The organism is Mesomycoplasma ovipneumoniae, assembly GCF_038095975.1.
In the GTDB taxonomy this organism is placed as follows: Bacteria; Bacillota_I; Bacilli_A; order Mycoplasmatales; family Metamycoplasmataceae; genus Mesomycoplasma; species Mesomycoplasma ovipneumoniae_C.
Map to the genome: position 1 here is coordinate 49,840 of NZ_CP146003.1, position 16,640 is coordinate 66,479.

The 16,640-nt window shown below is 30.7% G+C and carries 10 protein-coding genes; 8 read left to right on the top strand and 2 right to left on the bottom strand.

Going from position 1 to position 16,640, the window contains the following annotated elements; all coding sequences use genetic code 4:
• The first annotated feature begins 9 nt into the window (after window positions 1-9).
• From rplL to tsaE, 4 genes are all read left to right on the top strand, one after another.
• Complete coding sequence (gene rplL / locus V3255_RS00155) at window positions 10-375, top strand: 50S ribosomal protein L7/L12 (RefSeq protein ID WP_333503657.1); 366 nt, start codon at window positions 10-12, stop codon at window positions 373-375.
• Between the two features lie 195 nt (window positions 376-570).
• A complete protein-coding gene (locus tag V3255_RS00160) occupies window positions 571-4,233 on the top strand; it encodes a DNA-directed RNA polymerase subunit beta (protein ID WP_341516258.1) in 3,663 nt (1,220 codons plus the stop codon).
• 67 nt (window positions 4,234-4,300) lie between these two features.
• Window positions 4,301-8,536: a DNA-directed RNA polymerase subunit beta' gene (locus V3255_RS00165; RefSeq protein WP_337903054.1), complete on the top strand. Its 4,236-nt coding sequence runs from the start codon at window positions 4,301-4,303 to the stop codon at window positions 8,534-8,536.
• 6 nt (window positions 8,537-8,542) lie between these two features.
• Window positions 8,543-8,962, top strand: coding sequence for a tRNA (adenosine(37)-N6)-threonylcarbamoyltransferase complex ATPase subunit type 1 TsaE (gene tsaE, locus V3255_RS00170; RefSeq protein ID WP_337903055.1), 420 nt, complete (start codon window positions 8,543-8,545; stop codon window positions 8,960-8,962).
• A 605-nt stretch (window positions 8,963-9,567) separates the two neighbouring features.
• On the opposite strand, the gene V3255_RS00175 is transcribed toward tsaE, so the two are convergent.
• Window positions 9,568-10,272, bottom strand: coding sequence for a hypothetical protein (locus V3255_RS00175; RefSeq protein WP_337903056.1), 705 nt, complete (start codon window positions 10,270-10,272; stop codon window positions 9,568-9,570).
• A 473-nt stretch (window positions 10,273-10,745) separates the two neighbouring features.
• On the opposite strand from V3255_RS00175, the gene V3255_RS00180 reads away from it, so the two are divergent.
• From V3255_RS00180 to V3255_RS00195, 4 genes are read left to right on the top strand one after another with little or no spacing between them, the layout of a single operon-like run.
• Entirely contained in the window at window positions 10,746-11,483 is a 738-nt protein-coding gene (locus V3255_RS00180; RefSeq protein ID WP_337903057.1) for a 1-acyl-sn-glycerol-3-phosphate acyltransferase, read from the top strand.
• Window positions 11,483-12,220 (top strand): segregation/condensation protein A, encoded by a 738-nt coding sequence (locus V3255_RS00185; RefSeq protein WP_258824757.1) that lies wholly within the window; start codon window positions 11,483-11,485, stop codon window positions 12,218-12,220. Before V3255_RS00180 ends, V3255_RS00185 begins: the two co-directional genes overlap by 1 nt.
• Window positions 12,210-12,794, top strand: coding sequence for an SMC-Scp complex subunit ScpB (scpB, locus tag V3255_RS00190; protein ID WP_337903058.1), 585 nt, complete (start codon window positions 12,210-12,212; stop codon window positions 12,792-12,794). The genes V3255_RS00185 and scpB overlap by 11 nt, the downstream gene beginning before the upstream one ends.
• 6 nt (window positions 12,795-12,800) lie before the next feature.
• Window positions 12,801-15,638 (top strand): lysylphosphatidylglycerol synthase transmembrane domain-containing protein, encoded by a 2,838-nt coding sequence (locus tag V3255_RS00195; protein ID WP_337903059.1) that lies wholly within the window; start codon window positions 12,801-12,803, stop codon window positions 15,636-15,638.
• Here the strand turns inward: V3255_RS00195 and tsaD are convergent.
• Window positions 15,604-16,590: a tRNA (adenosine(37)-N6)-threonylcarbamoyltransferase complex transferase subunit TsaD gene (tsaD, locus tag V3255_RS00200; protein ID WP_333503716.1), complete on the bottom strand. Its 987-nt coding sequence runs from the start codon at window positions 16,588-16,590 to the stop codon at window positions 15,604-15,606. The genes V3255_RS00195 and tsaD overlap by 35 nt on opposite strands.
• Window positions 16,591-16,640 lie beyond the last annotated feature (50 nt).

Here is a 16,640-nt window from a genome sequence, read left to right on the forward strand (position 1 = left end):
AGGAAAAAAATGGCTAAAATTACTAAAGAACAATTCATCGAGTCATTGAAAGAAATGACAATTAAAGAAGTAATGGAATTTGTTGACGCTCTTAAAGAAGAATTTGGGGTAGATCCTTCTGCTGTTGCTGTTGCAGCTGCTCCAGAAGCTGCCGCTGAAGTAAAAACTGAAGTTAAATTAACTCTAAAAGCAGCAGGACAACAAAAAGTTGCTGTTATAAAAGTTATTAAAGATATGCTTGGATTAAGTTTGATGGATGCTAAAAAACTTGTTGATGCAGCACCTTCTGTCATAAAAGAAGCAATAAAACCTGAAGAAGCTGAGGAATACAAAGCTAAATTAGTAGAAGCCGGAGCTGAAGTTTCTATTGATTAATATTTCAAAAAATTAATTTTAAAAAGCAAAAATGGTGTTCTAAACGCCTTTTTTGTTATTTTTACTTTACTAAAATAAAATATTTTTTTAATATTTTATTAATTTTTTTGAAATTTTGTATAAAAACGCTTTGATTTTTTTGCTTTTTAAATATAATATATAACCTAAACAAAAAAGGGGAAAAAGGGGTGAGTCATGAACCAATTATTTAAGCTAAAATCTTATGGCATAGGAACCCAGCGCCGTTTTTACGGAAAGACAAATAATACACTAGAAACGCCAGATTTCTTAGATTCCTTGCGTGAATCTTTTGACTGGTTTTTAAGCACTGGAATTGTACAAGCTTTTGATAAAATTTTTCCAATTGTTTCTTCAAACGGTAAATTGGAAATTAAATTTCGTCCTGATTCAATTAGAGTTGAAAAACCTGAAAATGAATATTTAGCAATTCGTGAAGCTAAAATTAAAGGTAAAACTTATGCTGCTAGAGTTTATGTTACTTTAGTTAAAATTCAAGTTGAAGATGGGGAAATGGAAGAGCAAGAAATTTTACTTTCTGAATTTCCATTTATGACCCAAGGCGGAACTTTTATTATAAATGGCTTTGAAAAAGTTATTGTTTCACAATTAATTCGCTCTCCAGGTGTTTGTTTCCGTGAAAATGTTCGAAATCGTCAAGCTGATGACCTTTTTAATAAGGTCGAAATTATCCCGCAACTTGGTTCATGAATGGAAATTTTCCACAAAGTTACTGGAAACCAAGTTGACACAGTTAAGTTTCGTGTTGATAAACATAAAAACATCCCTTTAATGGCGTTTTTAAAAAGTCTTGGTTTTACAAACGAAACAATTCGTAAGTATTTTGGAAATTCACCAGAATTACAAGAATCAATTCGCCGTCACAAAATCGACTCAATTGACGAAAATCTTGAGTCAATTTATCGTATTATTCGTAAAGATGACCGTGTTACTGAAGATGGTCTAAAAAACCTAATTCCATCAATTATTTTCAATGAAAGACGTTATAATCTGTCAGCAACAGGTCGTTACATGTTAAATTCAAAGTTGAATTTAATTGACCGAATCTCACAGACTTATCTTGCAGAAGATTTAGTAAATAAAGAAGGCGAAATTTTATACCAAAAAGGACTTTACATTAGTCGCTCAATTGCTATTGAAATTCAGGAAAAATTTAATAACTCTGAGTTTGAACTCTCCACAATTGAAGGTGTAGATTCATCTATTTATGCTCGTCAATTACAAATTAGCCGTAATGAACGTCTTGGCGAAAGAATTTATGTTGCAATTGTAAAAGTTTGACCAAACAAAAAAGCGATGATTCAAGAAACTGAGCCTGTAAGCGTAATTGCAACAGATCCAAGTTTGACCGAAACTACTTTAGTTTTATCAGATATAATCGCAATTGTTTCATATTACTTTAATTTACTGCACAATTTAGGGAAAAATGACGATCCTGATTCATTAATTAATAAAAGAATTGTTAGTGTTGGTGAACTTTTACAAAATCAGTTTTTAATTGCCCTTACTAAAATTGAAAAAAACAGTAAGGAAAGAATTTCTTCAAAATCTGATTTATCACAGCTAACTGTAAAATCAATTATTAATAACAAACCTATTTATAATCAGTTTAAAAATTTCTTTAACTCCTCAAAATTATCACAATTTATGGATCAAATTAATCCATTAGGAGAAACCGCCAATAAAAGACGGGTAACTTCACTTGGTCCAGGTGGTTTAAATCGTGATACTGCTCAATTTGAGGTTCGGGACGTTCATGCAACTCATTATGGTCGCATTTGTCCTGTTGAGACTCCTGAAGGGCAAAATATCGGTCTAATTCTTAACTTTTCAGTTTTTTCACGCACAAATAAATATGGTTTTATAATGACTCCTTATTATAAAGTCACAAATCGTGTTGTTGATTTTAGCAAAGTTCACTGACTCACGGCAGCCGAAGAATTTGGTCTTAGTTTTGCTCAGTCTTCAATCGAAATTGATGAAAATAACAAAATTATTGCTGACAAATTAACAGTTCGTAAAAATCAGACATATCTTGTTCTTGATGCAAATCAAGTCGATTATATCGACGTTTCTTCAATGCAAATGACATCAATTTCGGCTTCAGCAATTCCTTTCTTGGAAAATAATGACGCTAACCGTGCACTTATGGGTTCAAACATGCAACGTCAAGCCGTTCCATTAATTAAACCAGAGGCACCACTGGTTGCAACAGGAATTGAAGCAGATATTGCCCGTTTTTCAGCAACAAATATTCGCGCCCTTGAAGATGGAAAAGTTATTTTTGTTGATGCCAAAAAAATCGTTGTTAACTCCGAAAATTCAACAAAAACCTATTTTTTACGGGCTTTTGAAAAATCAAACCAAGAAACATTAATTTTACAAAAACCAACTGTAAAAGTCGGCGACTTTGTTAAAAAAGGCCAACTAATTTGTGATGGTCCGTCAACCGAAAATGGTGAACTCGCTCTTGGTAAAAATGTGCTTGTCGCTTTTAGTACCTGATATGGCTACAATTACGAAGATGCCATCATAATTAGTGAAAAGCTCGTAAAAGACGACGTTTTTACCTCAATTCACATTCAAGAACAGACAATAAAATTCCGTTCATCTAAGGCAGGAAATGACATTCTAACCGCTGAAGTGCCAAATGCTTCGGCCAGATCACGTGCTCATCTTGATGCAAATGGGATTGTAATTGTTGGTTCAGAAGTTGATACTGGTGATATTTTAGTCGGAAGAACTTCGCCAAAAGGAGAAAACAACCCAACAGCCGAAGAAAAATTAATGGCCGCAATTTGAGGTAAAAAAGCCTTAGCACAAAAAGACACCTCACTCCGGGTAAAAAACGGTGAAGGTGGAACTGTAATTGACGTCCAAATTCTTTCACGAGATCAAGGTGATAATCTTGAAGAAGGTGTTGGAATGCTGGTCAAAATTTTGATCGCCCAAAAAAGAAAAATCAAAGTGGGCGACAAAATGGCTGGACGCCACGGAAATAAAGGTGTTGTTTCTGTTGTTCTTCCAGTTGAAGACATGCCATTTTTAGAAGACGGAACACCTATCGACATTGTTTTAAATCCCCAAGGTGTGCCATCACGTATGAATATCGGTCAAGTTTTAGAACTTCATCTTGGTATGGCAGCAAAAAAACTTGATACAAAATTTGTTACCCCTGTTTTTGATGGTATCAAAATTGACACCATTCAAGATTTATTTAAAGAAGCTAATATTCCGCAGTCAGGAAAATTTAAATTAATTGACGGAATTACAGGTCAACCTTTTGAAAATCCAGTTTCAGTTGGCTACATGTACATGCTTAAATTGCAACATATGGTCGATGATAAAATGCATGCAAGATCAATTGGTCCTTATTCTTTGACAACCCAGCAGCCCTTAGGTGGAAAATCACAAAACGGTGGACAAAGATTCGGAGAAATGGAAACTTGAGCGCTTGAGTCTTTTGGAGCTGCCTCTGTTTTATCAGAACTTTTAACTTATAAATCTGATAATATTCAAGGTCGAAATTTACTTTATAATAATATAATTTCGGGCGGCCAAATTCCGCGGCCAGGAACACCTGAGTCATTCAATGTTTTGGCTTACGAACTTCGTGGACTTTTAATTAAACTGGAAGTTCATAAGAAACATCTATTTGATGAACCAGAAGTTGAGACAACAAATAATCTTGAATTTGCCGAAATTCCATCAGAAATTATTGATGAATATAATGATGAATTTCCCGGTGAAGGACGTCGTCAAATTGACTACAACGACGATCAGTATGACTTTGATGAAGAAAACATCGATTTTGACTAATTGAGGGAATAATTTACTTTTTTAACTAAAAGCAAATTATGCCTATTTTTAAAGGAGAATTTAAAAAATGAACACAAAGGTTTCTCGCCAGTATGCAAAAATTTACGAAAATTCAATCGAAAAAATTTCCCTTGCACTTGCAACCCCTCAAGATGTCCTTGACTGATCTCGTGGTGAAGTAACCCGTCCTGAGACAATAAATTATAAAACTTTCAAACCAGAAAGAGGCGGACTTTTTGATGAGTTAATTTTTGGTCCACTTGTTGATTTTAAATGTTCAATTTGTGGACGTAAATACCGTAAAGCAAACGAAAATCAACTCTGTATTGCCACAAAAGAGTGTCAAATTTCAAAATCACAAATAATGTCAAAATTGTCCCGTCGTTATGCAATGGGTCATATTGCACTTAATACGCCGATTTTGCACTTTTGATTTTTCAAAATCGATCACTCGATTGTTGCAAAACTTTTAGGTCTAAAAGTTTATGAAGGCGATAAATTAACCTCCAATATTTCAAAAACAGCCTTAGAACAACTTATTTATTATAAGTCTCACATTGTTCTTGAAACTGGTGGTCTAAAATCATTGCAAAAAAATAAAATAATTGACATTTCCGAGGCAGGTTTAATTTACAAAAATGCGCTTGTCGAAATTCTTGAAACTTATGAACCCGAAACTGATGAATACGAAGCAGTTGCTGAGGCTCTTTCAGAATTAACTGACCTTGCCTCAAGTAAAATAGGCCGTGAATACGGGATTGATTATTATGAACTTAATGAAGTAATTCAAGAATTTTCTGATGCCCGAATTGCAACTGGAACTGAAGCAATTGAGTATTTGCTTGATAAATTAGACTTACATGCTGAAAAAAAACAGGTAGAAGCTGAACTTGCAGTTTTACAAAAACAATCTCACCAAAACAAAAAAGTTGTCATAAAAAACCAAAAACGCGACAAACTCTATAAAAGATTGCAAGTAATTAACGCTTTTATTAATTCAGGTCAAGACCCTAAATCAATGATTATTAAAAATCTTCCGGTAATTCCGGCCGATTTAAGACCACTAGTTCAACTTGATGGCTCTCGTCATTCAACAAGTGATTGTAACGAACTTTATCGTCGTATTATAATTCGAAATAACCGTCTAAAAAGATGAAAAGAATCCGAAGCTCCTGTAATTATCATTCAAAATGAGATGAGAATGCTTCAAGAAGCAATTGATGCTTTGATTGACAATCAGAAAAAAACAACTAACCAAGTAACAACAAAAGAAAACCGTCCACTCAAGTCAATTTCTGACTCACTTACCGGGAAAAAAGGAAGATTTCGTCAAAACTTACTTGGAAAACGTGTTGACTATTCAGGTCGTTCTGTTATTGTTGTTGGTCCAAAACTAAAAATGCACCAAGCTGGTCTGCCGCGAAAAATGGCCGCTGTTCTTTTTGAGCCTTGAATTATCCGTAATTTAATTCAAGAAAAAAAAGTCGGCTCAATTAAGTCAGCCCGTAAAATGATTGAAGAAGAAAATCCAATTATTTGACCTCATGTTGCAAAAGTTATTAAAACTAGACCGATAATTCTTAACCGTGCTCCAACCTTGCACCGACTTTCAATTCAAGCTTTTGAACCAGTTTTAGTTCGAGCAAAGGCAATTCAACTTCATCCACTAGTTACTGCCGGGTTTAACGCTGACTTTGACGGTGACCAAATGGCCGTGCACATTCCAATTTCGCCTGAAGCTGTTCGCGAAACTAGAGAATTAATGTTTGCTGATAAAAACATTTTAGGGCCAAAAGATGGTGAGCCAATTGTTAATCCTTCTCAGGACATGGTGCTTGGACTTTATTATTTATCGCAAGAAAAAGCTGGTGCAAAAGGTGAGGGATCATTCTTTTCATCTTATGATGAAATGCTAAAAGCCTATGAATTTCGATCTGTAGAACTTCATGCAAGAGTCGTTTTACCTTTTGAGTCAGTCAAACCTTTGGTTGGAAAAAATTCACGCGGACACATAATTTCAACAGTTGGTAAATTTATTTTAAATAACATTTTCCCTGAAAATTTCCCATTTATTTTTGACCACAATGTTGATGAATTAGAACTAAATTATCCCCGTCAAATTAAAAAATATGTCTTGCCGTACGGTACAAATTTCCGTGATTACATTCAAAATTTACAAATTAATGAACCTTTAAACAAAAAAGCAATTGCAAAAATTGTTCGTCAAATTTTTGACACCTATGATGGAGTTCTTGCAAAAGAAGACATTGCCAATGTTATTGACCAGTTAGACTTTGAAAATTACCAAGACTGTATTTTAATTTACGAAAAACTTCGTGATTACAAAGGAGAAAAATTACCAATTTCTCACTTGGCAAAACTTTCTGAATTTACAATTTTTGAGTTTGACCAGTTATTTAAACGCCAACAACAAGCCGGAAGAGCCGAAATTTACCGTGTTTTTGAAGATCACGAAAAAGTTGACCTCCTCGAAAAAATTTGGTTCAAATACAACAACATGGTTTCTTCAATTCTTGATAAAATTAAAGATCTTGGATTCCACTATTCAACAATTTCAGGAACCTCAATTGCAATTAGTGACATTAAAGTCGCACCTAAAAAACACGAATTTATCGCCGAAGGTGAAAAATATATTAGCCAACTTAATAACTTTTTCAACCAAGGTCTAATCACTGATGATGAAAGATATGTTCTGGCGATTGCAAAGTGAACCCAAATTAAGAACGAAATTCAAGACGACCTTAATGAATCAATCGTAAATGAAGCCCACAACTCGCTGGTAATGATGATGAAATCTGGAGCTAGAGGTAATATTTCTAACTTCGTTCAACTTGCCGGAATGCGTGGTTTGATGGCCAACAACGTTAAGGCCTTGAAAGTCGATGCTGAAAACGAACGTGTTGTTCGTTCAATTGTTGAAGTTCCAGTTAAGTCATCATTTGTCGAAGGTCTAACTTCATTTGAATTTTACTCTTCAACTCACGGAGCTAGAAAAGGTCTAACCGATACAGCGCTTAACACTGCAAAATCAGGTTACCTAACTCGAAGACTGGTTGACGTTGCCCAAAACATTGTTGTTGCAGCCGACGACTGTTTTTCAGATTTTGGCTTTGTCGTTAAAGACATAATTGACACTAAAACTAACACAATAATTGTTCCTTTAATTGAAAGAATCGAAGGTCGCTTTTTAAATAAAGATGTCTATGATTCAAAAGGAAATAAAATTGCTAGCGGCGGACAACTTGTTAATCTCCAAATTGCAAAACAAATCGCAAATGCTGGTGTTAAAAAAGTGGAAATTCGTTCAATTTTGTCCTGTCATATCAAAAATAGTGTCTGCAAAAAATGCTACGGAAAAGATTTGGCAACAAACCGTTTAGTTTCAATTGGTGAGGCTGTCGGAATTATTGCTGCTCAGTCAATTGGTGAGCCAGGAACTCAGCTAACGATGAGAACTTTCCACACCGGAGGGGTTGCCAACGTTGAAGATATTACAGGTGGATTTACCCGTCTAATTGAACTAATTGACTCTCACGAACATCCTTGAGGACGGCCAGCAAAAATTTCACCTTATTATGGAACAATCACTAAAATTTCTGATCTGTCGGAAAAAAATGCCACAAGCAAAGGACTTTTAATTACAATTGACTATAAAAATGCTCAAGGTGAAAAAGCTGAACATATCGTCCGTGTTGAGCAAAATCAGAAACTTCGAGTTCAAGTTGGCGACAAAGTTATTCCAGGTCAAAAACTTGTTGAAGGGCCAATTATTCTGAAAGAATTATTGGCAATTTCTGATGCTAGAACACTACAAAACTACCTGCTAAAAGAAATTCAAAGAATTTACCGTATGCAAGGAATAACTATTTCTGATAAATACATTGAAATTATTATTCGCCAAATGCTCTCAAAAATTCAAATTACTGAAAGCGGAGACTCTAATTTCTTCATTGGATCAATTGTTGACATTAGTGACTATCAAGAAGTCAATGGTCAGCTTATTTCTGAAGGAAAAAATCCTGCTTTTGGAAACATAATTGTCAAAGGTGCTAAACAAATTCCGCTACTTTCAAACTCATTTTTGGCCGCGGCAAGTTATCAAGAAACATCCAAAATTCTTGTTCATTCAGTTATCTCATCACAAGCTGACAAACTAGAAGGACTTAAAGAAAACATAATTGTCGGCCACAAAATTCCTGCTGGAACAAATTCAAATTATGAACCTAAGTCCAAATTTGACATCCGTGATCCATTCAGTTTTTTCATGAAAACTTCACGCTAAGGGTTTATGAACTTTGAACATATAGCTAAAAATTACCATTTTTGCCAACAAATAATCTCCAAAACTTCCTCTGATTTGGAGATTATTTTTAATTTAATTATTAGTAAAAAAATTCAATTTATTTATTTAGTTGGGCCGTATGGTTCAGGAAAAACTGATTTTACCAAAAAATTTGCACGAAAAATCGGGATAAAAGATAAAATTATTTCCCCGTCATTTAATTTTATGTTTGCCTACGAAAATTTAGTTCATATTGACCTTGACAATTTTTCATCAAAACTCGACGAATTTCAAGACTATTTTGAGCAAAATTTTGTTGTAATTGAATGGGCAAACAAACTTGAGGAATTTTCTCAAAATTCAATTTTGATTAATTTTGAGATAATCGACCCAGAGTCAAGAAAAATTCAATTTTGCTGAAACTAAAACTAAAAAAACCTATAAATTTATAGGTTTTTTTAGTTTTTTGACAATAATTCAACTCACTTTTTGTGAGTTTTCCGCTTTGATAGAAAAACTTCACTTTTTGTGAATATAAATATAAAAAAAATATCCGTAAATACGGGTTTTTTGCCTTAAAATCTTAATTTTTATTATTTTAAAATTAAGATTTTGCAAAAAAAAAAAAAAAATGCTTGGTTAAAAATAAAGTTATGTTATAATTAGCATTACTTAAGAATAAATTAATAAATTTTGTATTGAATTAAGGGGGAATTAATTATGTTTTTGTCATAAAAAAATTAGAAAATGTGAATTATCCATTATATTTTTAAATATGATGGAATGCCTTAAATTTACCCGTTTAGAAATCTTTAAATTTAGGGCTTTTGGTTATTGTTCTTTCAAAACTTCATATGTTTTTTTAGGCTCGCTGCAAATAAAAACGAGCTTTCTATTTGCATTGAGTTTAAATAGTAGTTGTATTTTTTTTATGATTTTTGTTATTTTATCCATAAATTGATTTTTGCCAGTGATTTTAACTAAAAAAGGTAGTTTAGACATTTTATAATTTTGCTTTTTTAGTTAAGATTTTAGCTTTTTGTTAATAATTTAATTCACTTTTGGCTAAGGTTATTTTGGCTTAAAACTTGCTTTCAACTTTTAGGTTTGCACTTAATTTCAATTTTTGAATTAACAATTAGAAGATAAAAATTTAATTTTTCAAGGAATATTTTTGTCAAAAAGACAATAAAAAATGCAAAAAGGAAAATAATTGTTAAAACCGGGAAATTCCAGGGTCATTTTCCTAGTTCGCCAATGGTTGGTTGCCCATCTTTTCCCATATAAAATCAATTTCCATTTCAGGCTATTTTAAGTCGATTATCACCTTGGTTTTCAATTATTTTTTCAATTATTCAACTTAGAAAAAAAGTGAAAGTTGCCATTAAAAAAGTAAATAATATCGATTTTCAGAAACTTTTTATATCCAATTTTGAGTTTTTACCATTAATAAATGTTAAAAAAAATGGTAAAACCAAACTTAAAAGGTGACTAAAAATAAACTCTCAAAAAAAGTAATTATCAGGCGCCCAATTTATACCTAAATTCTTAGTTTTTGCCAAATTTATTAGTTCGGATCCACTAACATTTTGGTCAAGTTTTATTCCTTGAAATTCAATGTCATCCATAACAATTCCTACATCAAAGCCAATTTGTGGAAAAGATAAAGCTAAAATTGAGCCCAAAAAACCAGGAATTACTATGTATTTTGCCCAATTTGTCCTATTAAAAATCATTAAAGAGGCACAAATTAAAACAATAAGTCGACACAAATGTAGCGGTAGATATTCTCATTTATAGAGATAATCATTAATTTCTAGTAAAATTGTTCGACTAATATATGAAAAAAATCAAATCAAAACACCAATAAAAACAAACCAATTTTTTACTCTATAAAATAAACTAACCTTAAATTGAATTTGGTTCTTGTGAACGTACCATGTTTCCAAATTTTTACGGAAAAAATACAACACAAGAACGCCTAGGAGACCTAAAATTAGCCCAATATAAACTATAAAAAAATATGAATTTGCATCTAAATCACTTTTTCTTCAATCAAAATAAAACATTTTATTTTTTTAATTTCTATTAAAATAGATTTTAACTGTTTTTAATTAAAATTTTAGATTTTTTGGTATAATTATATAATCATAATTAAATTTCTATAAATTTTAATTAACTAAATTTAAAAAGAAAAAGCAAAAATGAAATGATAATTAAATTGCGAATTGCTATTTTTTCAATAATCTGACTATTTAAAATACGTAAAATACGCTCTGTTTGGAAAAAATATTATAAAAAAAAAGTCGAACTTTCTCCTCAATATAGAAGTGATTTGGTTTTAAGTTACTCAAAGTTCATTTTAAAATTATTTGGCATAAAAATTAAAGTTTTTGGTTATGAAAATTTACCAAAAAATGCATCAATCTTAATTTCTAATCAAAATCAGTTTTCCGACAATTTTGCATTATTTTCAGCACTTGAAAACCCATCAAAAGCTGAAGAAGATTTTAATCCAATTGTTAGTTTTTTTCTTGAAAAAAAACGTTATTCCCGTAAAAATAAATGAATTTTTGGTTCTCTTGATTCACAGTTTTTAGTTGAAAATGAGCAAGAAAATGTAAAAAAGTTTCAAAATTTTTTAAAATCAATCCGTGAAAAACGTGCTTATGGAGTTATTTTTGCAAAAGAGAACTTGCATGACACAGAATTAAATTTTCCAATTGAAATTTTTGAAACCATAAAGGAATCAGGTCTTGCAATTGTTCCTGTTTCAATTAAAGTAGTTAAAAAAAATACAGACAAAAATCAGACTAAAAAATTTAAAAATATCGAAATTTTCATTCATAAACCAATAAAACCGGGCGCTGTTATTTCCCAGACAAGTAAATCCTTGAGTTTAGCCACAAAAAGAACTATTATTGATTTTTACAAAGGTGAAAAATAATGGATTACGATATAAAATTAGCTAATTTTTCAGGACCTTTAGAATTACTTTTAGATTTAGTAAAATCAAAAAACATAAATATTTTAGATATTGACCTTGTTGATTTAGCAACTCAATATGTCAAAATAATTCAAATTTTAAAAGAAAAAAATATCCAAATTGCCGGTGAATATTTAGTTATTGCTTCTACTTTAGTTCATTTAAAGTCAAAAATTTTGCTTTTACCAAGTAAAGAAGAAAAATTAAAACCTGAAGATGAAAAAGATCGACTTGAATTTTTAGCTTTACTATATGACTATCAACAAATCAAAAATATTGCAAATATGTTAAAAGAACAGCAAGAACACCGTAACGATTATTTTGAAAAAAATACCTCAGATTATAGTGATTTTCGCAGGCCTCCGGACCCAAGTCAACTTGATGGACACTCGTCAGTACATAATTTATATAAGGTGTTAAAATTAATGTTTGACAGAACAAAAGCCAAAAATCTTATCAAAATTAAAACCCAACAAGTCCAGGTGACAGCTGACGAGCAAAGTTTATGGTTAAAAAATCTATTAAAAAAGGAAAATGAAATAGATTTTGAATACTTATTTTCACTTCCGACAATGAAACATTTTGTTATCACCATGATTTCAATGCTCGAAATGGCAAAAAAACAACTTCTACATTTAAAACAAGAACAACAGTTCTCAAAAATATCAATTTTCCGTGGGGGTTATGATGAAAACTAGAATTATTGAGGCAATTTTGTATCTTCAAGGTGAAAAAGGAGTTTCTTCTCAACAACTTCAGAGTGCACTTAAATTATCAAAAATTAATGAAGCTCGTAAACTTTTAAAAGATTTTGCAGTCGAATTTAACCGTCAAAAAAGAGGTATAATTGTTGTTGAATTTGCTGATATTTTTAAATTTGTTACCGCAAAAGATTTAAAACCTTTTATTATTGACTTTGTCGGAAATGAAAAAAAATACCGTCTAAGTAATGCAGCAATTGAGGTCGCCGCTATAATTGCCTATAAACAACCTGTAACAAGAAGTGTTATTGCCCAAATTCGTGGCGGAATTAATTCTGATTATATCGTAGGTTCACTGTTAGCAAAAGGAATAATTGAGGAGTTAGGAATGGCTCCGAGCCCTGGAAATCCTACACTTTATGGTGTAACTTCGAGGTTTTTTGACTATTTCAAACTAAGATCGGCCAAGGATTTGCCTAAATTTAAAGAATTTGATTTATTAGACATTATTGAAGATCCTGACCAAAGCGAAAATTTTGATCTTTTTTCTTCTCAACGAGAAACTGAATAAAATTTTATGAAATATTTAGCAATTAATCGCGATGTTAACCTAGAAGACCAAAAGTTGATTTTTTTTAATTATGACTCTCCACTTGAATTAAGCAATTCTAAAATTATCGGCTTTGTTGGTAATAAACCTAATTCAATAAATGAAAACTATATTTTTAGTTTAGCATCAACTATTTCTGATCTTGTTAAGGAAAAAAACTATCAGAAAATTTTAATCAATAGTAGTTCCAACAATTTTGGAATAGCTTTTGCATCAATTTTTTACAATGCTTTAGCCTCTGATCCTAACAAAGAAATTTTAATTTTTGAAGAAAAATTTGGATATTCCCAAAGTTTAGCGCGTCATTATTTTATAAATAATGACTTTGATTTTTTCATAAATATTGAAGTTAATTTGTCAAATAAAAATTTAAATCTAACAGTTTTAACCTTTTATAAAAAAAACTTAACACTTTTGACGGCTGAAGAAGAAAAAAAAATCAACAAAACTGAGCAAAAACCATTTTTTTATAGAAGTTCACAAATTTATTTAACGCCAAAATTTCATATTAATTCAGACCATATTTTGAAATTTTACAGTTATTTTGACTTAGATTTCTACAAATTAGCAAATTTTTACCAGTTTTATGATTCAGAGTCAACCTTTTTAACTAATTTTTTAAAAGATCATTTTGATACTGAAAAAAGTAAATTTTTACCAATAAAAAAGAGTTTTCCGATTGAAAAAATTACAAGACAAGTTAGCGATAATTCAATAATTTGAAAAAAGATCACAACAAGTGCTAAATTTATGACAAATGTAATTTTTTGAGTCAAAAAAAACAAAATTATAACTGCAGTTCGTAAAAAACTTAACTTTAATATTATAAAAGATAATGATTTTCAGCTGTTAGTGCTTGATTTTCTTGAAAGAAATTGAAAAAATGGGAAATATTTTCTGATAAGTCATCAAGCTAATAACTACATTTCTGAGTTTATTGAGCAGAAATTCGGTGCTAAAATCACAAAATTTTGTGAATATAATGAGAATTCAGAAACTGAATTACTTAAAATTCGAGAAAAAACTGACGATGAAGTTGTTGTTATAACATCAAAAAGCGTTCATTTTGTTCCTAAAGTTTCTGAAAATTCAATTAAATACGGAATTAGTACTAAATTTTCTATTCTCTGGTATGTGAAAATTTTTGAATTTTACACACAAAATAATTTAAATATATTTGAAATTATTCAAAAGATGAAAAATGAGTTGAATTTTGTTTTTCAATATAAGTACCGAATGAAAGCAACTCCGTCAACTTTTGATAAAATTGTAAACTTGCTTGTAAATGAAAGTGACGCTCAATTTCGCCCACAAGGATACAACATTTCAAATTCAGATTCAGGAAAACATTCGATAAAATTAAAAGTTAACTTACAAAATAACGATTTTTACACACTAATTTACTTTAAACCAAAAGAAGAATTAACACTCTACACAAATTTTTTGTCAAAAAATCACACCGAAAAAGAAGCCGTTTTTTTGGAAAACCTTCTTATTGACAAAATTAAACTTGCAAATAAAAATCTAGTATCATCAAAAAACAACAAAACGAAGAATTTTCTTAAATTTGGGATTTTTATAACAACTATTATCGTAATTTTAATTATTTTATTTTATAATTTCTACAACTCTAGCTTTGCAGACGGCTCGCCTACAAAAATTTTTGTTAAATTTTATGAGTTTTTTTTCAAATCTCGGGTAAATAGATTAGTTCTTCTTGGTGCAATTGCTCATTTTTTATTTTGAAATTTAACCTCAACCTTGCAATTACGGCGGATTTTTAAATATCAAAAGGTAAAAACGAGATTTAGACACCTTTTTATCGCCACTTTTATCGCCACTTTTATGCAATTTTCTACACCATTTTCATTTGGTGGCGAAATAAGTTACTATTGATATTTGCAAAAAAAGAAATATCCACTGAAAAATATCAGCGCAACCTTGACATATAATGCCCTAATTCATCAGGTTTTTAATTTATTTGTCAGTTTGATTTTAATTCCAGTTGGTTTTATTTACTATCGTGACCTTTTTATTTTAGACTCTTGGGAAAAAATCATTTTCTTTGCTTGACTTGTTGTCAATATTTTCTTAAACGTTCTAGTTTTATTAATAATTATAATTATTTCTGTTTGAAAAAAATTGCAATATTTGTTAATTAAATTATTTGTTTCACTTTTAAATCTCAATTTTTTAAAAAAAATTGAGGACAGACAACGATTAGAATACCGTTTTCAATTTTTAATTGATAATTTCAAAAACCATTTTATGGAAGTTTTGTCTAATAAAAAACTGTTGGCAAAAATACTTTTACTTTATAAATTACCAGTTTTTTTCATAAATTTCTCTTTTGTAATTTTAATTATCACTTTAAAAGAACAAGGTTTAGATCTAAGTAACATCAATTTTCACGATTATCTCAAATTTATATCAGGATTTACGCTTTTACAAATTTCAAACAACCTCTCACCTTCTCCAGGTGGCGTTGGTTCGGCTGATTTAATAACAAAATTAATTTTCAAAAGCTTTTTTGATGAAGCAAACTCTTTAAATTTAGATATTTTTAACTTTACAAACAGAATTTATACTTGATTTCTACCTTATTTATTATCAGCGATTGGAATTTTGACTGTTTGAGTAGGTGAAAAAAGAGTTGACCGTTACAAAGAAATTCAAAATACGATGCAAGAAAACTTAATTTTGAATTACAAACTGAAAAAACAAGACAGTCATATCTTTTTTTATGCTTTATCTTTTTGAGCAATTGTCGCTACCGGGATTCTAATTTTTGTTTTTGCGATTTAATTTTTAGCTCGATTTGCGCAGCTTTTGCGATCATAGCCCCATTATCGGTACAAAATTCCCTTTTTGGGATAACAATTTTATAATTTTTTTCATATTCTTTAAATAATGCTCTAATTCCAGAATTTGCTGCAACGCCGCCAACTAAACTTAAGGTTTTTATATTTTCATTGTCATTTAAAACAGAATCAAGCTGTCTTTTTAAATATTTTATTATTGTTTCCTGAAAAGAAACAGCGATTTTTTCGACATTTTTTAAATCAAGTTTATTTTTTTGCTTCATTTGGTTAGTAAAATTTATGACTTGAGTTTTTAGTCCGCTAAAAGAAAAATCCAAAGGATTTGCAAGCCTTTTTGGCAAACTGAAATTGATTAGTTCACCAATATTTTGCCGATTTTGCTGTCAAATTTGGTCAATTTTTGGTCCACCAGGCAACACTAAGCCTAAATTTCTACCGATTTTATCATAAATTTCGCCCAGAGCATCATCCGCTGTTGAGCCAATAATTTCAAGTTCACTCTCGTTTTTAGCCAAAATTCATTGACTATGACCTCCGGAAATTAAGAGCGAAAGTGCTGGAAAAACAATTTCATCCTCAATATTTGCCGACCAAAAATGTCCTAAAAGGTGGTTAACTGGAATTAAAGGCTTATTAAAATAAAGACTTAATGCACTTGCAAATAAAAATCCTATTTTCAAAGCACCCAATAATCCTGGATTATTTGTGTAGGCAATAGCATCAACCGTGGAAAAATCAACACGTTTTTGCAATAATTTCTCTAAAATTATTGCTAAATTTCGCGAATGTTCGCGAGCAGCAAGTTCTGGAATTGTTCCACCAAACTTTTGGTGGAATTCAATTTGGCTAATTGTTAAAATTATTTCAACTTTTTCATCACATAAAAGAGCAACAGATGCATCATCATGAGAGGTTTCAATACCTAAAATTTTCATTTTTCTGCCTTTTATTTTTTTTATTTTATTATATAATATTTTATGATATA